Genomic DNA, 25595 nt, shown 5'->3' on the forward strand with positions numbered 1-25595 from the left:
TTTATTATATAACAAATACAATAAAATTCAAATTTGAAAACTGAACAATATGGTATAATATTCATGAAAAGAGGTGCTATATGTTTAAAGTTAAAAATTTTGAAGATAATGATGATGTAATAATCAAAGAACAAAATGGAGCGTTTAAAGTTGTAGAATACAAGAGGGATTTGTCGGTTGATTACGAACAAGCACAAAGCTCTTACTTCGCATCTGAAATGAATGTCAGAAGAAGACAATTGGTGTGCGACGTTTCCCAATCAAATATAACTGTGCAAGCGGGAGCTATGCAATGGATGGTTGGAAATGTCAATTCAACTACTGGAATAAAAGGAGCTGGAGATTTCTTCAAAAAAGCTTTGCGTGGTTCTGTCACTGGTGAAAGTGCAATCAAACCAGAATACACAGGTGATGGGCTTTTGGTATTGGAACCGACATACAAGCACATTATTTTGTTGGATGCAGATGATTGGAACAACGAAATTATTATTGAAGATGGATTGTTCTTGGCTTGCGATTCTGAATTGGAACACAAAGCTATCATGCAATCAAGTATTTCATCGGCTGTTGCAGGTGGCGAAGGATTGTTTAACCTTGGACTTCACGGAACGGGAATTGTCGCATTGGAATCTTATGTTCCAAGAGAAGAATTGATCGAAATAACTCTTGACAATGACGTGTTGAAAATAGATGGAAGCATGGCGATTGCTTGGAGTGGAACGTTGAGCTTTACAGTTGAAAGAGCTGGCAAATCATTGATAGGATCTGCGACAAGCGGCGAAGGACTTGTGAATGTGTACAGAGGAACTGGAAAAGTTTTAATGGCACCAGTTTTGGAGTAAATGAAAATGATAAACCACTAGATAACAAACCTTAATGCTTTAGAAATCTTCAATTTGTGGAGTCTAGATATTCGTGCATTAATGGTTTGTTATTTTTTATTTTCGTTCATAGCCAATTAGAAAAAAAGCGTGAAAGTTTGCAAAAATTTTCGCGTTTTTTTATTGAGATTAATTGAATATGGTATAATAAGGTAAAGAATATTCAAAGTAATGTAAAGAACATCTTGGGGGGCACTACTATGAATAAATTGAGAAATAAATTATACAAATACGAATTTATAACTATGATTTTAGGTGTAATTCTGTTTATCGTGGAATTGAAGTTTGCAACTAATTATCCTAGACTTGTAAGCGCGTTGATATCGCCATTGTCGAATATTTTCATCTACGCGGCAATAGCTATTGTGTTGATTTTGATTGTTTTGGAGATGATCAGTGCGATTAAACACAGAAATTTCGATATTTTGTTTTTCATTTTAATCATTTTAGCGGGACTTTATTTGATGTATCGTATTATTTAAAATTTGGAGGATATTATGAGTATATTTGATAAATTAAAAAGCGTTTTTTCTTCAGAAGAAAAAGAAACTAACAGCCAAGCACACAAAAATGATTGGTATGTTTTTGAATGGAGCGTAAAGGATACTGGAGAAATCTTCTATGTTGGATATGGTTATGGTGAAGATTCCAAGTCTTTCGGATTTGAAACTTATCATGGAGAAAGAATCAAGGAAAAATTAGACGTAGAATGTAAAATAATCAAGGACAACTTGGAAGAAGACGAAGCACGTGATTTGCAACAAGAAGAGTTGAAGAGAGTGTTGAAAGAAACTGACAATGTGATTATCAATCGTGTGACTCCTAATATGATTACTAGAAAATCGGGATTATTGAAGTCAGTTGCTACACCAAACTACAGATTTGAACAAGCACCAGTGTTGTATGTCTCTGAATATGAACAACATTATTTGGATATGGATTATGATGATTTTGAAAAGGTTGACTTGGATAATTTGAAATCAGTGTTCTTGGTTGAAAAGGGTGTTGACGATGAAATTATCGCGAACATTTACAAGGATGATTTGGACAAATATGTAAATCAAACAAAATCTTTGTTGGAACACGAAAATATTAAAATAGTTGATGACCAATTTGCAAATGATGTAACTGCTTGGGTATATATCGGAGATGATTCCATTGCAAAGGTTAAGGAATACGAGGACAAGGCACAACAAAAACTTTCCAAGAAAATTCCTGTATACCACATGATGGATGTGTTGAAGAAATTAAAAGAAAAGAACAAGGACAGCTTGGATGAGATTTTCAACAAAATCAAGACTACAAAAGAAGTTGTAATTCACCCACACAACAGTAGAGTTGCTGTGTTTGATATCAAAAACTTGGACGATCCAGCAAAGGGTGCGAAGGAAGGTTTGAGATATTGGAATGAAGGAGAAAAATTCAGAAAGGATTCTCATTTCCAATCTGCAATCAAAAACTACGACACTGCTCGTGAAAACGGATTGTGTACTCCTGCACTTTACAGTTCTTATGCTAGTGTTTACAGAAGCATGAAGGATTACGACAACGAAATTGATATTTTGCAAGAAGGTATCAAGAGATTGTCAAATCAAGATAATGTGTCTGAATCTCACATCAATTCTATGAAAGAAAGATTAGAAAAAGCAAAGGAACTTTTATTAAAAGAATAATTTGAACGAATTTCCCAATTTGAGAAATCAAGTTGGGGAATTTTTTATCGCTAAGCGTTATATGATATAATATATAAAGGTGGTAAAATGAAAGATGCTCTCGGAAGAAAAATAGATTATTTGAGAATTTCGGTGACTGACAAGTGCAATTTGAGATGCAAATATTGCATGCCAGAAGAAGGAATCACGCACTTGAATCACGACGAAATTCTAACTATAGATGAAACTTTGAAAATCGTTGAAGTTTTCAAAGATTTGGGAATAAAAAAAGTGCGTTTAACGGGAGGCGAACCTCTTGTTAGAAACGGAATATTGGATTTGGTAAAAGGCATCAAGGACATGGGAATCGAAGAAATCTGCATGACTACCAACGCCATCAAATTGTACGACATGGCTGATGATTTGAGAAAAAATGGTGTTGATAGATTCAACATTTCATTGGATACTTTGCATGCGGATAAATTTCGTGAAATAACTCGTGGTGGAGATTTGAAAAAGGTTTTGAAATCCATTGACAAACTAAAACAAATGGATATGAAACCTATCAAAATCAACACCGTTGTTATGAGACATTTCAACTACGGTGAGATTGAAGATTTTGTGAAATTCGCAGAGGATGGTGTGATTGTGAGATTTATCGAGCTGATGCCTATTGGTGAAGCGATTGGAAAATCTGATGATTACGTGTCGAACGAAGAAATTATCAAAAAAATTGGCAATCTTCAAAAAATTGACAGCGATTCACAAAAATCGAAGGTCGCAGAATATTATACCAATCCAAATGGTGCGATTGTGGGATTTATCAATCCGATTTCTCACAAATTCTGTTCAGAATGTAACAGAGTTAGGTTGGATTGCAAGGGCAATTTGTTGATGTGTTTGCATTCTAATAAGTCGATTAATTTGAAAGATTGTATTAGAAATGGCGAGGATATACGACAAATAATCACGCAAGAAATATACAATAAACCAGAAAGACATTATCTCGAAGAAGGTAATTTCAACAAAAGGGATATGAATACTATAGGAGGTTAATGTGGATTTAACTCATTTTAACGAAGATGGTTTGCCAAGAATGGTGGATGTATCTGAAAAGGAAACTACTAAAAGAGTTGCTGTGGCTCATAGTAGGATTTATATGAAAAAAGAAACTATGCAAAAAATCACAGAAAAATCCATCAAAAAAGGCGATGTTTTGAGTGTCGCACAAACGGCGGCGATTATGGCTGCGAAGAAAACATCAGAAATTATTCCAATGTGTCACAATATTTTCATCACAGGTGTTGATGTTAAATTTGAATTGGCAGATGATTTTATAGATATTTTCGTTCAATCAAACACAGAATCAAAAACGGGAATTGAGATGGAAAGTTTGACTGCTGCAAGTGTAGCGGCTCTTACGATTTATGATATGTGCAAGGCAATTGACCGTTCGATGAGAATTACAAATGTGGAATTACTTCACAAAGAAGGCGGCAAAAGCGGCGTTTACAACAGAAGTGTGGACAGCGATGAAGCTATTGTAATCGATGTAAATATCAGCGAGAAAAAAGGAACTGTGAAAACTCCTGTAGAATTTGCAGAACTAAAAGTGGATCACGGATTGGTTGGAGATGCACATGCTGGAAATTGGCACAGACAAGTGTCGCTTTTGGCAGAAGAATCCATCAACAAAATGCGAGAAATGGGTCTTGATTTGAAAGACGGAGATTTCGCAGAAAATATCACAACGAGAAACATTGAATTGTTTACGCTTCCTGTCGGTCAAGTGTTGACGATTGGAGAATGCGTGCTTGAGGTGACACAAATCGGCAAAGAATGTCACAAAGGTTGTGCGATTAAACAAAAAGTCGGCAATTGTATCATGCCAACGGAAGGAATTTTCTGTAAAGTTTTAAAGGGTGGAATTATTAAGAAAAATGACAAAATCAAGCTTGTAGAATTAAATTAAAAGTTTGTGTTATAATATATTCGGAGTCTGGGGGTGCTTTACGCTGAGATCTTTTTAGAAACCCTTAAACCTGCTCATGATAATGCATGCGAAGGGAAGAACTTAGAATGTTTTTTGCGGATACATGGATTGTGTATCCGTTATTTTTTTTCCAGTCTCCAAATTAATTTAGGAGGTATTTATGGAATATACAACTCAATTAGACGCTGCGAAGAAGAAAATCATTACAAAAGAAATGAAAAGAGTAGCGCAAAAAGAAAATATAGACGTAGAAATTCTTAGAGAAAAAATCGAAAAAGGATACGTGGTTATTCCTGCAAACAAAAACCACAAATCATTAGATGCACACGGTGTTGGCGAAGGTTTGAAAACAAAAATTAACGTGAATTTGGGTATTTCAAAAGATTGCTACAATATCGAAAAAGAAATGGAAAAAGTTAGAGTGGCAATCGACATGGATGCAGAAGCGATAATGGATTTGTCAAATTACGGTAAGACAAGAAAATTTAGAGAAGAACTTATCGATTACTCTCCAGCAATGATAGGAAGCGTTCCAATGTACGATTGTGTGGGAATGTTGGATAAAGAATTGAAGGATATTACTGAAGAAGAATTCTTGGAAGTTGTGGAACAACACGCAAAAGACGGGGTGGATTTCATCACAATTCACGTGGGACTTACAAGAGATATCGCTGAACACTTGAAAACAACAGATAGAATCACAAAAATCGTGTCACGTGGTGGATCATTATTATTCGCGTGGATGATTGTGAACAACAAAGAAAACCCACTTGTAACAAGATACGATGATATACTTGAAATCTGCGAAAAATACGATGTTACACTAAGCTTGGGAGATGCATTGAGACCAGGTTGTATCAACGATGCGACAGATGATTTGCAAATTCAAGAGCTAATCAATTTATCCAGAATGGCAAAAAGAGCCTACGAAAAAAATGTCCAAGTAATGATTGAAGGACCAGGTCATGTTCCAATCGATCAAATCGAAGCAAACATGAAAATCGAAAAAACAATCTGTAACAACGCACCATTTTATGTGTTGGGACCTTTGGTTACTGACATTGCACCAGGATACGATCACATAACATCAGCAATAGGTGGTGCCATTGCAGCAAGTACAGGAGCAGATTTCTTGTGCTATGTAACACCAGCAGAACATTTAAGACTACCTAACTTGGAAGATATGAAAGAAGGAATCATTGCTACGAAAATCGCGGCTCACGCTGGAGATATCGCGAAGAAAATCCCTGGAGCAAAAGAAAGAGACGACGAAATGAGTAGAGCTCGTTTCAACTTGGATTGGGAAAAAATGTTCGAGCTTGCAATTGACAGCGAAAAACCCAAAAAATACAGAAAAGAATCTCAACCAATCGAAGAAGATAGCTGCACAATGTGTGGTAAAATGTGTTCTATGAGAACAGTTAAGAAAGTATTGAACGGCGAAGATGTCAATTTAATTTAGAAAATTTGATTAAAAAATTTATTTTAAAATGAGAATTCAACCATCAAGAATATCTTGGTGGTTGTTTTTTATTTGAACGAAATTGAAAAATATTCGAGAAAATCATTGACAATGGTTATTAGTAGTCGTATAATTCTAATAGTATTAGGTAAAAAGGTGATATTATGAATGAAAAATTAGCAAAAGAAGTTATAAGATGCGTTCACAGCATTGGAAAACACCATCCTCACAAACAAATTAACGATTCTGTTAGAGGAGAAAACATGGCTTTGGGATTTATAAAATCAGAAGGCGGTTCGACTTATCCCAAAGAAATTGAACTTGCGATGGGAATTTCCAGTGCGAGAGTTGCAGCTATTATCAAAAAATTGGAACAACGAAATCTTGTAATCAGAACTGATGACAAAATTGACAGGAGAAAAACTTTGGTTACTTTGACCGAACAAGGTGAAGAAGTAGCCCTTGAAACTGAAAAGAAAATAATGTATGCGCTTGGTCAAATGTTTGATTATTTAGGAGAAGAAGATTCTGAAAATTTCGTACGAATAATCGACAAGCTTATCAAAAATTTGCCAAAGATTAGCAAAGACTGCGAAGAAAAATTTAAAGAAATGGATGATAATTTTGATAAAAATATTTAAGTATTTGAACAAAAAACAATGGATTCAAATTCTTTTGAGCTTGGTGTTTATCGTAACACAAGTGTTTTTGGATTTGAAAATTCCGGATTATATGTCGAAAATTACGATGTATGTGGAAAGTCCGGGTCATACTGTAAGTGATATTATTGGAGAGGGCAAATGGATGCTGTTGTGTGCATTTGGTTCTCTTTTATCAGCGATAATTGTAGGATATTTGGCATCGAAAATTTCGGCGTCATTTTCCAAAAATTTGAGGTCTAGAATTTTTTCCAAGGTGGAAAGTTTCTCGATGAAAGAAATCAACGAGTTTTCGACAGCAAGTTTGATAACTAGATCTACAAATGATATTACTCAAATTCAAATGGTAATAGTGATAGGTTTACAAATTTTGATAAAAGCGCCGATAATGGCAGTCTGGGCAATTACCAAAATCTACAACAAAGGATTTGAATGGACAATGGCAACTGCTGTCACTGTTTTGGTTTTAATTGTATTCGTTGCAATACTGATGGTTATGGTTATGCCGAAATTCAGAATGATGCAAACTTTAACCGACAATATCAACAGGATTTTGCGTGAAAATCTGACAGGCCTTGCAGTCATCAGAGCGTACAACTCCGAAGATTATAGGGAAGGAAAGTTCGACGAAGCAAACATCGATTTGACAAGAACACAATTGTTCACAAGTCGTGCGATGTCGACGCTTTTTCCTATGATTAATTTCAGCATGTCGATGTTGACCCTTGTGATTTATTTTATCGGGGCGGGACTTATCAATGCGGCGCAAATGATGGACAAATACGTCTTGTTCTCGAACATGGTTGTTTTCAGTTCGTATGCAATGCAAGTTATCATGTCATTTATGATGATGAGCATGATTTTCATCATGGTTCCAAGAGCAGAAATCTCTGCCAAACGTATCAACGAAGTTTTGGATACAGAACTTTCTATAAAAGATGGAAATCTTGATAGCTCAAATGAAGATTACGAATATGAAATTGAATTTGACGATGTGTCTTTCAAATATACAGATTCTGAACAATATATCTTGCAAAATATTGATTTTAAAGTCAAAAAAGGAGAAAAAGTTGCCATCATCGGATCAACTGGATCTGGGAAAAGCACAATCTTGAATTTGCTTTTGAGATTTTACGATGCGACTGAAGGTGTCGTCAAAATCCAAGGAGTAGATATCAAACAGTACAAGCTCAAATTCTTGTACGAAAAAATCGCAGCAGTGTTGCAAAAATCATTTCTTTTCAAAGGAGATATTAAATCGAACATTTCTTTTGGAGATGAAAACACCGACACTGAAATGGTAGAAGAAGCAGCGGATACTTCGCAATCTATGGAATTTATAGATAAATTTGGCGACAAATTCGATCATGAAATTGCACAATTAGGAAAGAATGTTTCTGGTGGACAAAAACAAAGACTATCCATTGCAAGAGCAATCTACAGAAAGCCTGATATATTCTTGTTTGATGATAGTTTCTCGGCACTTGATTTCAAGACAGACAGTGAGCTTAGACATCAACTCAAAGAAAACAACCCTGATTCCACGACGATAGTTGTCGCTCAAAGAGTGGGATCTATCATGGATTCTGATCAAATAATCGTACTTGAAAATGGTCAAATCGCAGGGATTGGTAAGCACAAAGATTTATTGAAAAATTGTGAAGTTTACAAAGAAATAGCCTACTCGCAATTAACAGAGGAGGAATTAAATGCCTAGACAAACTGTAAATGAAAAACCGAAAAAATTCAAAAAAACATTAAAAGAAATGGCAAGGTATTTGAAACCTTACTTCCCATTGATATTAATAGCAGTTGTAGCAAGCGTAATCGCAACGATATTGCAAATAATTGGACCAGATAAATTGAAACTAATCACAGACGAAATCACCAAAGGACTTCCTAAAATGGTAAAAGGAAAGCCTGTAATGGCTGCAATTGACATGGATAAAGTAAAATCAATCACGATGATGCTTGTGATATTTTACGGATCATCTTTGTTGTTGAATTTGCTTCAAAGATTTATCATGGCAGATGTTACACAAAAAATCTCCAAATCATTCCGAGAAAAAATCGCTAATAAAGTCAACAAATTGCCATTTAGCTATTTCGACAACACAACTTTTGGGGATATCCTAAGTAGAGTTACTAACGACGTCGACACAATCAGCCAAAGTTTGAACCAATCTGTTGGAAGTTTGCTGACAAGTGTTGTGATGTTAGTAGGAACCGTAGTAATGATGATTTACAACTCGGGGATTTTGACTGTAACGACGATTTTGTCATCGCTTGTGGGATTTGTGGTTATAATAATAATTATGAAAAAATCACAAAAACATTTCAAAGCCCAACAAGAAAACTTGGGAGACATTAACGGCCAAATTGAGGAAGTCTACACCGGTCACAACGTCATCAAGGCATACAACGCTGGTGAAATGATGATTGATAAATTCGAAGAAACTAACACGAAACTCTACACAAGTGCTTGGAAATCACAATTTCTGTCCGGACTTATGATGCCTGTAATGCAATTTGCAGGAAACTTTTCATACGTAATGGTCTGCATAGTCGGAGGTGCACTTGCGATTAATGGCAAAATATCATTCGGAGTAATTGTGGCGTTCATGATTTACGTGAGACTATTTACCAATCCATTATCAGACATTGCACAAAGCTTCAACACCTTGCAAAGAGCTGCAGCGGCAGGAGAAAGAGTGTTCGAATTTTTGAACGAAAAAGAATTAGAAGAAGAAAATGTAACTGAAAAACTCGACAGAGCAAAAGGCGAAGTCGAATTTAAAGACGTTAGATTTGGATATAACCCAGACAAAATCATCATCAAAGATTTCAGCGTCAAAGTAAATCCAGGAGAGAAAATCGCCATCGTTGGCCCAACTGGAGCAGGCAAGACGACAATTGTAAATCTATTAATGAGATTTTACGAAATAAACGACGGACAAATATTGGTAGACGGAATTGATACGAAAAAATTATCCAGAGACAATTTGAGAGACCAGTTCTGCATGGTACTTCAAGATTCTTGGATTTTCGAAGCGAGTGTCAGAGAAAACATAACATTTGGAGAAGAAAATATAACTGACGAAGAATTGATTGATGTGTGCAAACGAGTAAACTTAGATCATTTTATCAGAACACTTCCACAAGGATACGACACGATTTTAAACGACAAGCAATCATTGTCGCAAGGACAAATTCAACTACTCACAATCGCACGTGCGATGGTAAGTCACGCGCCAATGTTGATACTAGATGAAGCCACAAGCTCTGTGGATACGAGAACTGAAATAATCGTTCAAGATGCAATGGACGAACTCGCAAAAGGAAGAACATCATTTGTAATCGCGCACAGATTATCCACAATCAAAAACGCGGATTTGATACTTGTAATGAAAGACGGAGACATCGTAGAAAAAGGAAAACACGACGAATTATTAGCACAAGACGGATTCTACGCACAATTATACAACGCACAATTTGAAAGAAAATAGCGAAAATATTGTAAATTGAGATTGGGATTAATTAGTCCCAATCTTTTTTACTTTCAAATTTGATATAATAAAAAGATAAAGAGGTGATTAAATGAAATTAGAAATAATTGATATGATAGATGACGGAAGATGTGTCGCAAAATACGAAGGAAAAACAGTGTTCGTAGATGGAGGAAGTGTCGGAGAAATAATCGAAGCAAAGAAAATAAAAGAAAAAAAGAATTTGATATTCGCCACAAAAACAAAAACAATACAACAATCACCTCATAAACAAGAACCGCTTTGCCCACATTTCTACGAATGTGACGGATGCAGCATGCAAGATATTACATATGAAAAAGAATTGGAAATCAAAAAAAATTCCGTACTCAACAAATTGCAACGAATCGCGAAACTAGATATAAAAGATGTCGACATACTCACAAATGCTGAGTATTATTACAGAAACAAAGTCGATTTGAAAGTGGAAAACGGGAAACTTGGATATTACAACAGAAAAACGCACAACCTAACACAAATATCCACTTGTAAAATAGCATCAAAAGCAATAAATGAAATGATAAATTGGTTGGGAAATCACGATTTGAATGGCGTGTCGGAAATCAAAATCAGATCCAATTACAACGACGAAATCCAAATCTCCCTGGATTATTTATCAGATGAAATGCTAGAAAACTTAAAAACTGTTGATAAAATCGTAGAAATTTATGATAAAAATAAAAACTTTGATTTGATTTATAGGAAAAAACAATTTGTAGATAAAATTGGAGATTTATCATTCATAATAAGCCCCAAATCATTCTTCCAAGTAAACAAATACAACACAAGTTTGCTCTACGACACTGCAAAACAAATGATGAATGCAGAGGCAAATGACAGAATATTGGACCTATATTGCGGCATAGGAAGCACAACAATGTACATTGGAAATGGCAACAACACAATCGGAGTCGAAGTCGTAAAAGATGCAGTAAAAGATGCCAACGAAAACAAAAAACTAAACAACCTAGAAAGCATTCAGTTTATTGAAGAAAAATCAGAAAACGTCGTAGGAAAACTCACACAAGAACACTTCGATGTAATCCTTGTCGACCCACCACGAAAAGGAATGGATGAGAAAGTAGTCGACGCAATAATCAAATCCACCGCAAAAAAACTCGTCTACATCTCATGCGACCCTGCAACACTCGCGAGAGATTTGAAGATGTTAACAGAAAACGGATTTGGGGTTGAAGATGTTGAATTGGTTGATATGTTCGCGAAGACAATGCACGTTGAAGCAGCAATTCTGATGACGTATTGTGGTTTGGACAAGGAATAATAGGAGTCAACCACAACATGTAGTGGTTTGAGTACGAAAATTGGGTCAAAAACAGGCTAAAAAATACCGTTTTTTGACCCTTTTAAATAGGGCATTTGACAGATGACATTTGATGTTTCGGGATTAAAAATCCATAGGGTGAGGTAGATTAGCACAGAACTTTATTGAATAGAGAAATTAAAAGTGATATAATCAGTTGCATAAGGAGGAGTTAAATATGTGTACATGTATTGCAGTAGTAGATATTACTTTATCTCATTTATAATGAAAAAAATTAAAGGAGGTAAAGGTATGGGTATGTTTTCTATATTTGTTATTGAGAGATTTCATTATCAACCAAACCAAAAATAATTGGTTATAATGAGCTCTTAAGATTAGTTCATTATAACCGGCAAGGAGAAGGTTATAATGAAACAGAAAAACCCGAAAAATACGCAAAATTTCATTACATCTAAAAAGCATGTAAAGGAAATATTAAAATATACGAATATCAATAAACAAGATAAAATAATAGAAATTGGGTCAGGAAAAGGACATTTTACCAAGGAACTTGTGGAAATGAGTCAACGGGTGAATGCTATAGAGATTGATGAAGGTTTATGTCATGCCACGAAAAAAGCAGTTGAACCTTTTCAGAATATAAAAGTTATTCATGAGGATATTTTGAAGTTTAGCTTTCCTAAAAATACAGACTATAAAATATTTGGTAATATTCCCTACAATATTAGTACTGATATTGTAAAAAAGATTGCTTTTGATAGTCAAGCGAAATATAGCTACCTTATTGTAGAGAGGGGATTTGCTAAAAGGTTGCAAAATACCCAACGAGCTTTAGGTTTGCTGTTAATGGTGGAAATGGATATAAAAATTCTTAAAAAAGTGCCACGAGCATATTTTCACCCTAAGCCTAATGTAGATTCTGTATTGATTGTACTTGAAAGGCATAAACCATTTATTTTAAAGAAGGACTACAAAAAGTATAGATTTTTCGTTTATAAATGGGTAAACAGGGAATATCATGTTCTTTTTACTAAAAATCAATTAAGACAGGTGCTGAAGCATGCGAATGTTACTGATCTTGATAAATTATCCAATGAACAATTTTTGTCTGTTTTCAATAGTTACAAATTATTTCAATAAATTAAAAATAATTAAGCGTTCTCTAACTTTAAGAGAACGCTTAATCTTATTACATTGAAAAATGCATTCTATTATTTTCAATTATTATGATATAACATAACTATCATTTTACTTATTTGCATATTTGCACGAAAATATAGTTATCGACGACTATTCTGATAATAGCAACTAATATAGTCAATGATAACTCAAAATTTATTGATATAGTAGGTATATGTGCAACTAATTAGGGAAGATTTTAGCTTGCCATTTCTGAAACAGCTAAAACAAGTATTGCGTAAAGAATGCGCCAGTCTTCCCATGGACTTAAAATGCTTGCTTGGGGCACACATAAAACCCCTTGAACAATCTATTGACAGAGTTGAAGGACTGTCGGAGATTCTAAGACGAAGTAATCCTAAAATGGCCCTATGCCATACAGATATTCATAATTGGAACTTGATGCAACGGGATGAGCAGTTAGTTCTAATTGACTGGGAAGGCTTGAAATTGGCTCCAGTAAAAGCTGATCTCATGTTTTTTGTTGATAAGCCATATTATGATGTATTTATGAACATATACCTGAAATTACACAAAGATTTTTTAATCAATACGGATGCTTTGTTATTCTATCATATTAGACGTAAACTAGAAGATATATGGGAGTTTATTGAACAACTTTTATATGACAATCAAGAGGATAAGGAAAGAAATGAAACTATAAAAGTTCTTGATGGTGAACTGAATAACTTAGTGTTTTGAAAAAAGAATAACGTATTATTAAGCTAAATAATATTGGAGAAGAAAATGAATAAACAAGAATTATATCAAATTGCTTTCAGTATAATTAATCATAAAAAGTTACGGAACTTTGGAACTTCAGGGCATGTGGAGACGGTGGTATTGATGTCAAGGAAAATAAGATAATAGGCTATAAAAGTGTTGAAATTAATGGTTTTTGGGGTTTTAGAAGAAATCCTAAAAGCCATTTTTCTATTTAGATAAATATCTTAATTATAATTAAAGAATAAATTGAGGATCAAGAACCTCAATATTATATAGAAAATAGCCACGAAGCGATCATACCAAAAGAAATCTTCATGCAAGTCTAAGAAGAAATGGATAGACGAGCTAATATGGTAAGTGGCAAAGGGAAAAGAAGAATCTATTCCAGTAAATACGCCCTTTCAAGTATTGTCTACTGCTCTATATGTGGGGATATTTACAGGAGAATAGCATGGAATAATAGAGGAAAGAAAAAAACAAGTTATTTATAGTGTTAAATTACCAACACTCTTATTACTTCCTATGTAATGTTTACAGTTCTAGTATCATAACTTGTTCAATTAGAGGATTTAAACAGCTTTTTGTGGGCTGTTTTTTCTTTTATAAAAAATGATATAATAAATTATGAGATGCGTATTTATTGCTTATTCTCACATGCTTGTCTGTCCAATTATTGGACTAGTAGGTTTAATACTTGGGGTAAGGGAAAAAGATAGGTTTTTTATGGCATTAAATGTCCTTTTTATCTTATTACTTCCTATAGCAATGTTTGCTAGTCATCTAGTAGGATCTCTTTAAGTAAGATAATAAGTTTAGAATAAAAATTTGTAAATAATTTTAAAAAAGCTATAAGTTTATCCGCTTATAGCTTTTTATCTCTCCACTTCCTTTCCATAATAATTTTCATAGTTTTTCCTATACTGAACAAGGTCAGAAAATTGTTCTTTATTCAAAGAATACTCTTGCATAAGGGTGTTCTTTTTTTCTTGCAATTTATCGAGATTTGATAGTATTTCTTTTGTGCTTGGAAGCTTTTTATAGTTTTCTAAAATTTCTTTAGCGGCTATTTTATAAACAGAAAGTTCACTATAATATTCTTCTGCAAACTGATTATCTTCAGGATTTTTCTTGTGGTATTTATATATTTCACGATACTTATTTATAGTATAAATATTTTCCATATCTTGGGATAAACTATTCATTTCAGCTTCAATTTTCTTTATTTTATCTAACAAGTCTTGTCTATCATCAGCAGATTTTTTGATCAGGTCATCGAGTTGTGTGATAGAGTTAATTCCTTGTTCTCTAAGCTTAATTATCGAGTCAGCCATTGTTTTGATATTGTGTTTTCTTGCCCAAATTTCATAACCTTTAGAGGATTGAGCTTTTTTATTAGTAGATATATCAATAACATTTCCTACTCGTTTTTTAATAGGATTAGCTTTATTTTTGATAGCTAAATCTATTCTTTCTTTGATTTTTTCCTCAGTGTAATCTTCTCCGATAGTCTTCGATCTTGTAAATCTTTGCTTATCTTTATGATGAAAAGCAATGTGTTTACCAAACTTAATTTCATAATCAAGAGATTTCATATTTTCTAAAAACTCTTCCCACGAGTTAGACTTATTAATCATTCTGTCTATATCAAATTGCAGTTTAGATTTCCAGGAATTTCCTTTCTTGTTTTGCTCATATTCGTACCAAGATTTACCAGCAGTTTTATATTTTCTTTTGTAAGCTTCATAATATTCATCAATGACTGAAAGCTTATTTTCTTTACATAATTCGTCACTTTGAAACCTGATTTTATGATAAGATTTTTTATTAGATTGGTAGCATTTGCCAGTCTTGTAATTAACATTATTAAAAATAATATGGTTATGTATATGCCCTCTATCTATATGAGTTGCAAGAACAAATTCATAATCTTCTTTTAAAATTTTCTTACATAATTCCATTCCAATTTCGTGAGCTTTTATAGGATCAACCTCTCCTGGTAGAAAAGATTGAATTAAATGTCTAGCCAAAACTGTACCTTTAGTATCATTATCTTCTCGTGTTTTCATAAATTGTATATGAGCAGTAGCTGGGTGACATTTAAATGAAGATACCAAGACTTTTTCATTAGTTTTTTCACTCTTAGTTATATAATCTATTGCCAAATTTAGAGTTGATTTTATAGGATGTATTTTTGTAATTGCCATATTAGTCACCATAGCTTTCTTTTGATTTATTAAGAAGTAGGGAATGGATCTGCCATATTTTTCTTGATAATTTTTCTATTTCTTTATTCATTGCTTCAATTTCATTTTTGTATATAACACCAGTTGTATTAGTTGCTTTTGCAATCTGGTTTATATTATTTGTTGCATTCGAAAGTAGCCATTGTAGGTTTCTAAATGGTTCTAAATCTACAACATAAATCTCTTTTTCTAATACACACTTTCTAAGAAAGTGGGACATAGTTTTACAATTAGCAAGTTTCATTTTCTTTTCAAAGATTTCTTTTTCTTCATCTGTTAAATATATTTTTAGTTGATTATTTCTTTTTCTATTATCCATAGTATATCTCCTTATCATAAATTATTGGGGTCTTAGGGTTCTCCCTAACAAGGTAAAATTGATAAAAAAAGAAGCAGACCATAAAGGTTCTGCTTCATCAATTTTTCGTAAGTGGGTACTCACTTACTGTGCTTGCTACATAAGAATAAATTAGATATCAAGCATTAAGCAAGTTTTGAATTTATAGCTATATTATACCAAATTATAATGATGTATTCAATTTGAAGCCATCTGTGAATATAAAAAATAATATTCATTGACATATACAGGAAGAAGAGTTATAATATCTATGAATAAAAATTGTAAAATTCATAGACAAAAAACCACTCTCGGAGGATAAAAATATGGGAAAGGCATTTACAGAAGAAGAAAAGATAAAAATCAAAGAAAGTATTATGGAAACAGCTCTTGATTTATTTCATGATAAAGGGACAAAATCACTTAGCATTTCGGAATTGACAAAAAGAGTCGGAATAGCTCAAGGGAGTTTCTATAATTTTTGGAAAGATAAAGAATCTCTTGTCATTGATTTAATGGCATATAGATCAATACAAAAATTGGAGAACATTGAAAAAGAATTTTCAAATTCACTTACGAATCCTAAAAAATTCCTTTCAGAGGTAATTTTTAAGTATTCAATAGACATGACTGAGAAAATTAGAAATCAGCAAATTTATCAAGAGGCATTTAGAATATTTGCGAGTCAAGATTCAAAGAAAGTGAATAGAGTAGAAAATCTATATGGGGATTTTTTGGATAGGTTAATAGATTATTGGTACAAAAACAATGTAGTAAAAAGCGTAGATAAGCAAGGTTTATCAAATGCCTTTGTTGGAAGCTTTGTTCTATGTTCAAATTATTTCCATTTTAATGAAGATACATTTGAGGAAGTACTTAATATTTATATACAAAGCATTGTTTTTAAATATATAGAAATTTAATTGTAAAAAGGAAGGTGATAGATATGATTCTGGATTTTAATGAGATAAAAAAGGAAGATGTATTAATTGTTGGAGGTAAGGGAGCTAATCTTGGAGAAATGACTTCGGCTAAAATAAATGTTCCAAGTGGTTTTGTTATAACAGCAGACGCATATAGAGATTTTTTAAAAGTAAATGCTATTGATAGCCTCATTGAAAATGGAATTAAAAAATCAGCAGATGATGAAAAAATACTTCTAAATGAAGCTGAGCATTTTAGAGGAAAGATAAAGTCTGGGAAATTTCCTGAGCAATTGGAAAATGCAATAAGAGAAAAATATTTTAATCTTGGAAATAATACAAGAGTTGCAGTGCGTTCTTCAGCAACGGCAGAAGATTTACCGGATGCCAGTTTTGCAGGGCAACAAGAAACTTATTTAAATGTTCAAGGTATTGAAAGTGTATTAAATGGGGTGCGTAATTGTTATGCTTCACTTTGGGGGAATAGAGCTGTAAGCTATAGATTTCATCAAGGTTATGATCAAACTTCAGTTTCTATTGCAGTTGTTATTCAAGAAATGATAGAGAGTGAAAAATCAGGAGTTTTATTTACTGTAAACCCAGTAAACAAAAAAGAAAATGAGATGCAAATAAATGCAAGCTTTGGCTTAGGAGAAAGCGTTGTAAGCGGAAGAGTTACAGCGGATAGCTACATTATTGACAAATCAGGAAATATAATCGAAGTAAATATTGGAAGCAAGGAAACTCAGATTATATACGGGTATAAGGAAACTGTTGAAGTATCGGTAAACTCTGATAAAAGAAAAACTCGTGCATTAAATGATAGAGAAATACTTGAACTTATGAAGTGCGGTTTAGAGATTGAAAAACACTATGGTATGCCTATGGATATTGAATGGGCTATCAAAAATGATATTGTCTATATTTTACAAGCGAGAGCGATTACCACATTAAAAAATTCCAAGAATGATATAACTGACAATGATTTAATAGAGAAGTATATAAAGGGTAAAAAAATCAAAAAGGATACACAAGAAGTAATGTCATTCTTTTTAGAAAAAATGCCTTTTGCACATAGAGTCCTTGATTTCGATTATTTGATGGCAATTAATGATCAGAAAGTAAACATTTTGTCAGAAGGTGGAATTATTTTACCAAGAAATCCAATTATAGATGATGATGGTATACAAACTTTTTCTGATGACGGAAAGCGAATTGGAAAGAATATTTTTAAATTTTTTAATATTTTAAAGAACATGAAAGATTTTGAGTTCTGTTATAAGAAGTGCAAAGATTTTATGAATATATATGAAGTTGAAATAGAAGAAATCAAGCACTTAAATTTTGAAAATATGACATTAACGGAGTGTGGAAATTTTTTAGAAGAAAGTTATGTTCTTTTGCAAAAGCTTGCTTATGATAGATTCAAATATGCATTATTTCCATCAGTTTTAAATAGCAAGAAATTTACCAAAATAATAAAAAAAGTAAATAGCAATTATTCATCATTTGATTTTTATTGGGACTTAGATAATAAAACATCAGTGGTTACAAATGATGTCTATAAAATGGCTCGTGAGATAAGAAAAAATGAAGCTTTAAAAAAAGCAATAATTTCCGGAGATAATTTTAAGGAATTATATAAAAAGTATAACGATTTTAAGAATATATCAGATGAGTTTATGAAAGATAATGGTTTTAAATCTGATTATAATTGTTATTGTTTATCTGCAAAAACATTTCTTGAGGATCCTGATAGGCTGATAAATATATTACGACCTATATTAAATGAAAATAGTAATGAAAGTAACGATATAAAGGATTTTTCTAAGCTTATGGAGAGCGTAAAGGAAATCTATGGTAGAAAGTATCAGGATGTAGAAAAACAGATAAAATATTTTAGATATTTTCATGTGGTTCGTGAAGAAAGTCAATATTTGTGGGAAACACTATTTTATTATGTGAGAAAGTGTGTTAAAAGAATTAACTTTATACTCTTGGGTGATGAAAATATAGAAACTGGAGTGGCTAATCTTTTTCATAAAGAATTGTTGGAAGTAATTAACAGAGGTAATTTAAATGAATCAGATAAGGAAAAAATAAATAGGAGAAACGAAAAATTTCATTTAGCAGTAAAAGTTTGGGAAGCTTCAAAGTTATTGATTTTTAAAACAGATGGTGATGTCTTAAAAGGAGTAAGCGGAAGCACTGGCATTGCTGTTGGAAAGGTGTGTCTAATAAATAGTCCCAAAGAATTTTATAAAATGAAAAAAGGAGATATATTAGTTTGTCATCTTACAGATCCTGAATGGACTCCATTATTTAAGCTGGCAAGTGCTGTTGTGGCAGATACAGGTTCTGCTTTGAGCCATGCTGCAATTGTTGCAAGAGAATATAATATACCGGCAGTTCTTGGAGTTGGTTTTGCAACTACCAAATTCAAAGATGGAGATACCATACAAGTAGATGGTAATACCGGCGAGGTCAAAGGTTGCTGATATGAAATCAAAAAATCAAATAGATCAAAAAGAATTGAGAAGACAAAAGATTTTAAGTGAATCACTTTTACCTTTGATAGTAAAAATGTCTGTTCCAACAATTGTTGGTATGCTAATTATGGTTATTTATAATTTGACAGACACATTTTTTGTCGGACTTTTAAATGATAAATCGATGACAGCCGCTATTGGTGTTGTTTTTAGCTTCGTGAGTATTATTCAGGCTATTGGTTTTTGGTTTGGATATGGTAGCGGTAATATTATGTCTAAAAAACTTGGAGAACAAGATGAAGAAGAGGCGACAATTATTTCTTCCATAGGAATGGCATTTTCTATTATAAGTGGATTTTTGATAGCTATAATGTCATGGATTTTTATATCAGACTTGACAAAGTTCATTGGTGGGAATGCTTCTGTTAACTTATTTGAATTTACTACTCAGTATTTAAAGGTGATTATAATAAGCGTTCCATTTAGTCTGTATTCTATTACTATTTATAATCAATTGAGGCTTTGTGGAAATGTAAAAGATGGAATGATAGGTTTACTTTTAGGAATGTTCAGCAATATGGTTCTTGATCCTGTATTTATGTTTATATTCAAGTTCGGGTTTGTTGGAGCTGGAATTGCAACTTTGACAGGGCAAATAATTGCTTGTATTTCACTTACTATGTTGGCGAAAAGAAATGGCAATATTCCTGTTTCTTTGAAAAATGTAAAATGTAGTAAAGAACGCATATACCATATTCTTGTAGGAGGAATGCCTAACTTTTCAAGGCAAGCAATTACAAGTGTTTCCCTCATTTTATTGAATAGAGTTGCAGCAAGCTTCGGGGATAGTATTATTGCAGCATTAACCGTAAGTTCAAGAACAGTTGCCATAGCTTATATGATTATGATTGGATGGGGGCAAGGGTTTCAACCTATTTGTGCAATGAATTATGGTGCAAAAAAATATGACAGAGTTAGATCAGCATTTAATTTGACAGTTGTTGTTGGAACTATATTTTTGATTATATCAGCAGTGGCGCTATATATTTTTTCGGAACATTTTATTATTGCAATGTCTAAAGATAGTGAAGTTATTTCTATAGGAGTGCAAATACTTAGAATGCAATGTATAACAATTCCATTGTTAGCCTATTATGCGATAAGTAGTATGTTGATGCAAAACATAGGCAAATATTTTTGGTCGTTGATAATTTCGATTTCAAGGCAAGGTATTTTCTACATACCTCTTTTATATTTACTTACTAATTTATATGGAGAATTTGGGATATATTTGCTCCAACCAATAGCGGATATTTTGTCATTTGTTTTAGCTGTTATTGTTGTTTATAAAATAAAAAATGAACTAAAAAACGAAGAGAATATACATTAGATGAATTAGCAACAGGTTGAATAGTTGGAGGAAATTACTATGTATTATTTTATGTCTAATGCTTATATAGAAAAAATTTACAGACCTTTTTGATACTGGTAATTATAATAAAAAATTAAATACAAATAACAATCGAAAAAGTTTCTTTCATTTTAGAGGATTTATGCCTTAGGGCATAAGTCCTTTTTTTATGTTCAAATTAATCATTGAAACTCAAAGAAACTCAAAAATACTATAAAAAATAAAAATTTTGGTTACCAAAGAGGGCAAATTTCACTTTATAAAGTGAGGGGTATTTTTTCATCTTTCTATAAAAATCCAAATACTTTGAAGTGTGAAGATTCTTGAAATTGATTATGTGAGATTAGTATATTTCAAATTTAATCCACTAACCAAGATAAAAAAATCAACTTACATAGGAGGTAAAAATGCAAGCAATAAAGATTTATAGCATGAGAGTTGCTATGTTATGTAGACTTTATGATCTTAAATTAATTAATGATAAGGAATATACAAAAATAAAAAATAGAATAGAAAATGATTATAAGAAGAGAGATAGAAAGTAGTTAATCTTGTGATATAATAACACTGTAGAAAGATACAAAATGGGAAGGAGGTAAAATGAATACTAAAGTAAAATTAATAAAAGCTTCAAATACTGGAGCAAGAAATAGAAATGCACTAGATTTAGATTTAAAACGAGTTGCAGCATATTGTCGAGTAAGTACAGATAGTAAAGACCAACTTGAATCATATAAATCGCAAGTTGATTATTACACAAATCTAATAAAAAATAATAAGAACTGGACTTTGGCTGGTATATACGCAGATGAAGCAACAACAGGAACAACTGCAACTAAAAGAGCAGACTTCATGAGACTAGTAAGTGATTGCCAAAATGGAGATATAGACATGATAATTACTAAATCTATATCAAGATTTGCTAGAAATACATTAGATACATTAAAGTATGTAAGACTATTAAAGGAAAACAATGTTGGAGTAGTATTTGAAGAAGAAAATATAGATACTTTGACAATGGATGGAGAGCTATTACTAACAATATTAAGTTCAGTAGCTCAACAAGAAGTAGAAAATACCTCAGCCCATGTAAAAAAAGGACTGAAAATGAAAATGGAAAAAGGGGAACTTATTGGTTTTCAAGGTTGCCTTGGATACGACTATGACCCTATAACAAAAAGTATCTCTATAAATGAAGAAGAAGCCAAAATTGTCAGATATATCTTTAAAAGATATTTAGAAGGCAATGGTGGTTCGGTCATTGGTAGGGAACTAGAAGAACAAGGATATCTCACCCCTAGAGGTAAAACAAAATGGTCAGACACTACAGTGTTAGGAGTAATTAAAAATGAAAAGTATATTGGCGATATACTAATGGGAAAAACTTTTACAGTTGATCCAATAACAAAAAGAAGACTAGCAAACTTTGGTGAATCTGATAAATATCACATCGAAAATCATCACGAGCCAATTATATCAAAAGAAGACTTTGAAAAGGCACAAGAGATTAGACTCAGGAGAGCACAAAATAGAAACACCATTGCTAACAAGGATAGGAAGAGAGAAAAATTATCAAGACAATACGCTTTTTCAAGTATGCTGGAATGTGGATTTTGTGGAGAGATACTTTCAAGAAGAACTTGGCACACCAGTTCCATTTACAAAAAAATTAACTGGCAATGTGTAAAGTCAACTAAAAAAGGTAAAAAATATTGCCCTCATTCAAAAGGAATACAAGAAGCAGCAATAGAAAAAGCTTTTGTTGAAAGCTATAGGCAATTATGCCATGCAGATTCAACAGTAATAGATGACTTTTTAAAAATTATTGAGGAAGAAATAAATGATGAATCTTTAGTCAAAGATTTGAAAAAGATAGAAAATCAATTAAATAGAATCATTAGTCAAGAAAGAAAGTTAGTTGATCTTCATTTAGAAGATAGTATAGACGAAGAAGTTTATGCTAAAAAGTATAAAAAACTTACAAAACAAAAAGAAGAATTACTTGATGAAAAGAAAACACTAGAACTAACGATAAAAGATGAAAACTCTATTAAAGAAAGACTAAAGCAATTTAAAAAAGTCTTAGAAAATAAAGAAATTATAGAGGAATTTAACAGAACAGTATTTGAAAGTATAGTGGATAAAGTCGTGGTTGGAAGGATTGACAAAGACGGAACAGTCCACCCATATGACTTAACATTCTACTTCAAAACAGGAATTAAAGATAGTCAAGATTCTAATAATTTCAAAGATAAAAGAAAAAATGCCAAAGACAATGACATTGATAAATTGTACTCCTACAAGAATGACGAGGATAAAAAATTATGTTCCCAAGCAAAAGACAACGCAACAAGTCTAAAAAGGAGAAACAAATTATTCCACAGTGTACACCTGAAAAAGAAGAAGCCATCATGGATGCTTTGAGACACTTCAAAATGATTTGATAGAAAAAAATGGCAGCCTATGACTATCTGTATTTATGACATTCCTACTTGGTATTGGAACGGCGTTGTTGTATATCATTATGGTGTTCTGCTTATTTTGGGCGTTAGCTTCTTTTATTCAAGGAGAAGTCGGAATAGGTATTTCTGGATTGGTTGTTGGTTTCCTATTTAGTCCTTACGGACTTCCGATGGTAGGAGTAACTGTGATAGAGTTTATTGAATTGATAAATGATAAAAATAAAGCGGTTTGGATAAATTAGTATTTGTCAAGGAGGGAATATGGATTTTAGTAGGATGATTCCTGAATTATCAGTTTTTGATATTAATCTGACTAAAAAATTTTATAGTGAATTAGGATTTAAAATTGAATATGAACGTGCTGAAGATAAATTCGTTTTCATGTCTTTTCAAGATAGTCAGTTTATGTTCGAACAAATTCATGATGATGGTTGGAATATAGGTGAGCTAGTATATCCTTTAGGAAGAGGAATAAATTTTTCAATAGCTGTCGATGATATTGAAGAACTGTATCAATTAGTGAATAATTTGAATATAGAATTATACAGAGAACTAACCAGAAACACATATCAAGTTAATGAAATAGAAGAAATGCAAATAGAGTTTTTAATTCAAGATCCCAATGGGTATTTGTTAAGATTTACTAATTAACAAATACCAGTTTGTCGAGCTAAATAAAACTGAATACCAAAGATACAAGACGATAGAAAGTAATAATTCTGTCGTCTTTTTAATTTTAAAGAAAGGAGATAAGTATGAAAAAATTATAGCAAATAAGATAAGAATCAAAAGAAATAAAAGATAAAATTGACCATACAGAAGAAAGGTTAAGGCAACTAAAAAATCAAGAAAAGAAGATATTGAAACAAGACATGGAGAAAAGAAGAAAAGAAAGAACTTGCATCGAGTATTGATTATCAAGTAGAATTATACTAAGAAGATTTGCACCAACTTAGTTGACACAACTAAGACAATATTTTTCCATTTGTGTAATGACCTATACGTTGAGAGAGGAGGTAAACTAAATTGATGAAAACACTTATTATGTTAGTCATTATCTGCTTAACAGCATCAATTATGATGGTAAATTTAATACTTATTATACCGAAATTTGGCTCGAAGCATTTCGGCGCACCTGATGATATCAAAGTTATGATGAGTAAGTTGCCAGATAAACCGATTTGGGTCAATATAATCGGCGGACTTATCATGATACTTGGATTGCTAGCCATTATAGCCGTTCTAGTCTGGGCAATTGTTGATACAGTAAAATTTAGTTTAACTTTTCAGCAAGCCTTTGTTAGATTTTTAATATTATTTGAAGGATATAAGCTTTTTGATATTATATTTTTTGATTACCTCATGCTTACCAAGTTAAAATTACCGACTAAAGTTTATCCACAGACGATTGGTGCCAAGGGATATGATAATTTTGGGTTTAATGCGAAAAGTCAGATTACAAAAGTTATAATATTCTTTTTCATGAGTCTAATTTTGGCATATTTACTGACCATTCTGGTTTAAATAGAAATTTACAATATTTAGAAAAAAGACGATTAGAAAAGTAAAAATCTAGTCGTCTTTTTTATTACAAGAAAGGAAATTAGTATGAAAAAATTAGAACAAATAAGACAAGAGTCAAAAGAAATAAAAGATAAAATTGACGATAAAGAAGAAAGATTAAGGCAACTAAAAAATCAAGAAAAGAATATATTAAAACAAGACATAGTAAAAAGAAGAAAAGAAAGAACTCATAGGCTCATAACAAGAGGAGCAATCTTAGAAAGCCTTATAGAAAATGCAGAAAAACTAACAGATGAAGAAATAAAAATCCTACTAGAAGAAGCAACAAAGACAAAAGAATTTAAAGAAACACTAAAAATAATGAGAGCAAATTAAGAAAAATATAGGGATCTATAAATAACCAAATCTCCCTTAGATTTTCTAAGGGCGCAATTATACACCCTAAAGGGTGCTTGCGTCCTGCGGAGCCAAACCCTTGCAGGGAGCAACAACCATTCGCTTTTTAAAAGTCAAGGGTAAATAAACTCGCTAAGGCTCGCCCTTGACTTTTAAAATTTGAAATGAACAAAACAATTAAGCCGACATACTGAAACAACAAAAATTAATTCAGTAGTCGGCTTTTTTAATTCTATCATTTCAAAACGCTCATTCACAAAGTGGATATAAAAAATCTATTAAGCCTCCACCTAAAACAACAAAGAAAGAAAGACTAACTATTAAAAGTCAAGAGGTAAAATGCTAAAAATATAAGAATTGATATTGATAAAAACTGAATAAAAATAAGCATGAAAAAATACCCTAGAGTTTAAGAATTTAAAAATAGGGTT

24 protein-coding genes and 1 pseudogene are annotated in these 25595 nt (G+C 32.3%); 23 read left to right on the forward strand and 2 right to left on the reverse strand.

What is annotated here, in order from left to right; all coding sequences use genetic code 11:
* Positions 1 to 80: 80 nt before the first annotated feature.
* The 13 genes from ACU68Y_RS03285 to ACU68Y_RS03345 all read left to right on the forward strand — a co-directional run bounded on the left by ACU68Y_RS03285 (position 81) and on the right by ACU68Y_RS03345 (position 13355).
* On the forward strand, positions 81 to 842 hold the full coding sequence (locus tag ACU68Y_RS03285) for an AIM24 family protein (RefSeq protein ID WP_002836990.1): 762 nt from the start codon (positions 81 to 83) through the stop codon (positions 840 to 842).
* Positions 843 to 1081: 239 nt separating this feature from the next.
* On the forward strand, positions 1082 to 1363 hold the full coding sequence (locus ACU68Y_RS03290; protein ID WP_446755519.1) for a hypothetical protein: 282 nt from the start codon (positions 1082 to 1084) through the stop codon (positions 1361 to 1363).
* Between the two features lie 15 nt (positions 1364 to 1378).
* Complete coding sequence (locus ACU68Y_RS03295) at positions 1379 to 2554, forward strand: hypothetical protein (RefSeq protein ID WP_446755520.1); 1176 nt, start codon at positions 1379 to 1381, stop codon at positions 2552 to 2554.
* Positions 2555 to 2641: 87 nt separating this feature from the next.
* Positions 2642 to 3589, forward strand: a complete 948-nt coding sequence (moaA, locus tag ACU68Y_RS03300) for a GTP 3',8-cyclase MoaA (protein WP_060790862.1) — start codon at positions 2642 to 2644, stop codon at positions 3587 to 3589.
* 1 nt (position 3590) lies between these two features.
* Positions 3591 to 4505: a cyclic pyranopterin monophosphate synthase MoaC/MOSC-domain-containing protein gene (locus ACU68Y_RS03305; protein WP_002840694.1), complete on the forward strand. Its 915-nt coding sequence runs from the start codon at positions 3591 to 3593 to the stop codon at positions 4503 to 4505.
* Positions 4506 to 4686: 181 nt separating this feature from the next.
* The gene (gene thiC / locus ACU68Y_RS03310) at positions 4687 to 5988 is read left to right on the forward strand and encodes a phosphomethylpyrimidine synthase ThiC (RefSeq protein ID WP_446755521.1); all 1302 of its coding nucleotides are present in this window, start codon (positions 4687 to 4689) and stop codon (positions 5986 to 5988) included.
* Between the two features lie 164 nt (positions 5989 to 6152).
* Entirely contained in the window at positions 6153 to 6629 is a 477-nt protein-coding gene (locus ACU68Y_RS03315) for a MarR family winged helix-turn-helix transcriptional regulator (RefSeq protein WP_060790860.1), read from the forward strand.
* Positions 6604 to 8364, forward strand: a complete 1761-nt coding sequence (locus ACU68Y_RS03320; RefSeq protein WP_081091130.1) for an ABC transporter ATP-binding protein — start codon at positions 6604 to 6606, stop codon at positions 8362 to 8364. Before ACU68Y_RS03315 ends, ACU68Y_RS03320 begins: the two co-directional genes overlap by 26 nt.
* Positions 8357 to 10153 (forward strand): ABC transporter ATP-binding protein, encoded by a 1797-nt coding sequence (locus ACU68Y_RS03325; protein ID WP_446755522.1) that lies wholly within the window; start codon positions 8357 to 8359, stop codon positions 10151 to 10153. Before ACU68Y_RS03320 ends, ACU68Y_RS03325 begins: the two co-directional genes overlap by 8 nt.
* 91 nt (positions 10154 to 10244) lie before the next feature.
* The gene (gene rlmD / locus ACU68Y_RS03330; protein WP_060790858.1) at positions 10245 to 11474 is read left to right on the forward strand and encodes a 23S rRNA (uracil(1939)-C(5))-methyltransferase RlmD; all 1230 of its coding nucleotides are present in this window, start codon (positions 10245 to 10247) and stop codon (positions 11472 to 11474) included.
* Positions 11475 to 11765: 291 nt separating this feature from the next.
* The gene (locus ACU68Y_RS03335) at positions 11766 to 11825 is read left to right on the forward strand and encodes an erythromycin resistance leader peptide (RefSeq protein ID WP_146743586.1); all 60 of its coding nucleotides are present in this window, start codon (positions 11766 to 11768) and stop codon (positions 11823 to 11825) included.
* A gap of 57 nt (positions 11826 to 11882) precedes the next feature.
* The gene (erm(A), locus tag ACU68Y_RS03340) at positions 11883 to 12614 is read left to right on the forward strand and encodes a 23S rRNA (adenine(2058)-N(6))-methyltransferase Erm(A) (protein ID WP_000810833.1); all 732 of its coding nucleotides are present in this window, start codon (positions 11883 to 11885) and stop codon (positions 12612 to 12614) included.
* Positions 12615 to 12830: 216 nt separating this feature from the next.
* A complete protein-coding gene (locus ACU68Y_RS03345) occupies positions 12831 to 13355 on the forward strand; it encodes a phosphotransferase (RefSeq protein ID WP_001176020.1) in 525 nt (174 codons plus the stop codon).
* Between the two features lie 896 nt (positions 13356 to 14251).
* Here the strand turns inward: ACU68Y_RS03345 and ACU68Y_RS03350 are convergent.
* Positions 14252 to 15583 (reverse strand): relaxase/mobilization nuclease domain-containing protein, encoded by a 1332-nt coding sequence (locus ACU68Y_RS03350; RefSeq protein ID WP_446755905.1) that lies wholly within the window; start codon positions 15581 to 15583, stop codon positions 14252 to 14254.
* A 1-nt stretch (position 15584) separates the two neighbouring features.
* Positions 15585 to 15941: a plasmid mobilization protein gene (locus ACU68Y_RS03355; RefSeq protein ID WP_002836960.1), complete on the reverse strand. Its 357-nt coding sequence runs from the start codon at positions 15939 to 15941 to the stop codon at positions 15585 to 15587.
* Between the two features lie 344 nt (positions 15942 to 16285).
* Here ACU68Y_RS03355 and ACU68Y_RS03360 point away from each other — a divergent pair, with 344 nt between their 5' ends.
* The 10 genes and pseudogenes from ACU68Y_RS03360 (at position 16286) to ACU68Y_RS03405 (ending at position 25143) form a co-directional block, all read left to right on the forward strand.
* On the forward strand, positions 16286 to 16882 hold the full coding sequence (locus ACU68Y_RS03360; protein ID WP_019213939.1) for a TetR/AcrR family transcriptional regulator: 597 nt from the start codon (positions 16286 to 16288) through the stop codon (positions 16880 to 16882).
* A 23-nt stretch (positions 16883 to 16905) separates the two neighbouring features.
* The gene (locus ACU68Y_RS03365; protein ID WP_060790070.1) at positions 16906 to 19380 is read left to right on the forward strand and encodes a PEP/pyruvate-binding domain-containing protein; all 2475 of its coding nucleotides are present in this window, start codon (positions 16906 to 16908) and stop codon (positions 19378 to 19380) included.
* A 1-nt stretch (position 19381) separates the two neighbouring features.
* Entirely contained in the window at positions 19382 to 20761 is a 1380-nt protein-coding gene (locus tag ACU68Y_RS03370; protein ID WP_060790069.1) for an MATE family efflux transporter, read from the forward strand.
* A gap of 428 nt (positions 20762 to 21189) precedes the next feature.
* Entirely contained in the window at positions 21190 to 21327 is a 138-nt protein-coding gene (locus tag ACU68Y_RS03375; protein WP_004838640.1) for a hypothetical protein, read from the forward strand.
* Positions 21328 to 21382: 55 nt separating this feature from the next.
* A complete protein-coding gene (locus tag ACU68Y_RS03380; RefSeq protein ID WP_446765323.1) occupies positions 21383 to 23206 on the forward strand; it encodes a recombinase family protein in 1824 nt (607 codons plus the stop codon).
* 55 nt (positions 23207 to 23261) lie between these two features.
* A complete protein-coding gene (locus ACU68Y_RS03385; RefSeq protein WP_288164686.1) occupies positions 23262 to 23486 on the forward strand; it encodes a CD1845 family protein in 225 nt (74 codons plus the stop codon).
* A gap of 19 nt (positions 23487 to 23505) precedes the next feature.
* Positions 23506 to 23895 (forward strand): bleomycin resistance protein, encoded by a 390-nt coding sequence (locus tag ACU68Y_RS03390; protein WP_002841024.1) that lies wholly within the window; start codon positions 23506 to 23508, stop codon positions 23893 to 23895.
* Between the two features lie 143 nt (positions 23896 to 24038).
* Positions 24039 to 24143: pseudogene (locus ACU68Y_RS03395) on the forward strand (DUF3847 domain-containing protein); the annotation flags it as partial.
* Positions 24144 to 24273: 130 nt separating this feature from the next.
* A complete protein-coding gene (locus tag ACU68Y_RS03400) occupies positions 24274 to 24768 on the forward strand; it encodes a hypothetical protein (protein ID WP_035137264.1) in 495 nt (164 codons plus the stop codon).
* An 84-nt stretch (positions 24769 to 24852) separates the two neighbouring features.
* Positions 24853 to 25143 (forward strand): DUF3847 domain-containing protein, encoded by a 291-nt coding sequence (locus ACU68Y_RS03405; RefSeq protein ID WP_446755903.1) that lies wholly within the window; start codon positions 24853 to 24855, stop codon positions 25141 to 25143.
* Positions 25144 to 25595 lie beyond the last annotated feature (452 nt).

It is taken from the genome of Finegoldia sp. P1-F-LS, from assembly GCF_052932205.1.

Excerpts from the sequence above, each read along its gene's own strand:
- ACU68Y_RS03285 (WP_002836990.1), top strand. The coding sequence starts at position 81 with ATGTTTAAAGTTAAAAATTTTGAAGATAATGATGATGTAATAATCAAA.
- ACU68Y_RS03290 (WP_446755519.1), top strand. The coding sequence starts at position 1,082 with ATGAATAAATTGAGAAATAAATTATACAAATACGAATTTATAACTATG.
- ACU68Y_RS03295 (WP_446755520.1), top strand. The coding sequence starts at position 1,379 with ATGAGTATATTTGATAAATTAAAAAGCGTTTTTTCTTCAGAAGAAAAA.
- moaA (WP_060790862.1), top strand. The coding sequence starts at position 2,642 with ATGAAAGATGCTCTCGGAAGAAAAATAGATTATTTGAGAATTTCGGTG.
- thiC (WP_446755521.1), top strand. The coding sequence starts at position 4,687 with ATGGAATATACAACTCAATTAGACGCTGCGAAGAAGAAAATCATTACA.
- ACU68Y_RS03315 (WP_060790860.1), top strand. The coding sequence starts at position 6,153 with ATGAATGAAAAATTAGCAAAAGAAGTTATAAGATGCGTTCACAGCATT.
- ACU68Y_RS03320 (WP_081091130.1), top strand. The coding sequence starts at position 6,604 with ATGATAATTTTGATAAAAATATTTAAGTATTTGAACAAAAAACAATGG.
- ACU68Y_RS03325 (WP_446755522.1), top strand. The coding sequence starts at position 8,357 with ATGCCTAGACAAACTGTAAATGAAAAACCGAAAAAATTCAAAAAAACA.
- rlmD (WP_060790858.1), top strand. The coding sequence starts at position 10,245 with ATGAAATTAGAAATAATTGATATGATAGATGACGGAAGATGTGTCGCA.
- ACU68Y_RS03350 (WP_446755905.1), bottom strand. The coding sequence starts at position 15,583 with ATGGCAATTACAAAAATACATCCTATAAAATCAACTCTAAATTTGGCA.
- ACU68Y_RS03355 (WP_002836960.1), bottom strand. The coding sequence starts at position 15,941 with ATGGATAATAGAAAAAGAAATAATCAACTAAAAATATATTTAACAGAT.
- ACU68Y_RS03360 (WP_019213939.1), top strand. The coding sequence starts at position 16,286 with ATGGGAAAGGCATTTACAGAAGAAGAAAAGATAAAAATCAAAGAAAGT.
- ACU68Y_RS03365 (WP_060790070.1), top strand. The coding sequence starts at position 16,906 with ATGATTCTGGATTTTAATGAGATAAAAAAGGAAGATGTATTAATTGTT.
- ACU68Y_RS03370 (WP_060790069.1), top strand. The coding sequence starts at position 19,382 with ATGAAATCAAAAAATCAAATAGATCAAAAAGAATTGAGAAGACAAAAG.
- ACU68Y_RS03375 (WP_004838640.1), top strand. The coding sequence starts at position 21,190 with ATGCAAGCAATAAAGATTTATAGCATGAGAGTTGCTATGTTATGTAGA.
- ACU68Y_RS03380 (WP_446765323.1), top strand. The coding sequence starts at position 21,383 with ATGAATACTAAAGTAAAATTAATAAAAGCTTCAAATACTGGAGCAAGA.
- ACU68Y_RS03385 (WP_288164686.1), top strand. The coding sequence starts at position 23,262 with ATGACATTCCTACTTGGTATTGGAACGGCGTTGTTGTATATCATTATG.
- ACU68Y_RS03390 (WP_002841024.1), top strand. The coding sequence starts at position 23,506 with ATGGATTTTAGTAGGATGATTCCTGAATTATCAGTTTTTGATATTAAT.
- ACU68Y_RS03400 (WP_035137264.1), top strand. The coding sequence starts at position 24,274 with ATGAAAACACTTATTATGTTAGTCATTATCTGCTTAACAGCATCAATT.
- ACU68Y_RS03405 (WP_446755903.1), top strand. The coding sequence starts at position 24,853 with ATGAAAAAATTAGAACAAATAAGACAAGAGTCAAAAGAAATAAAAGAT.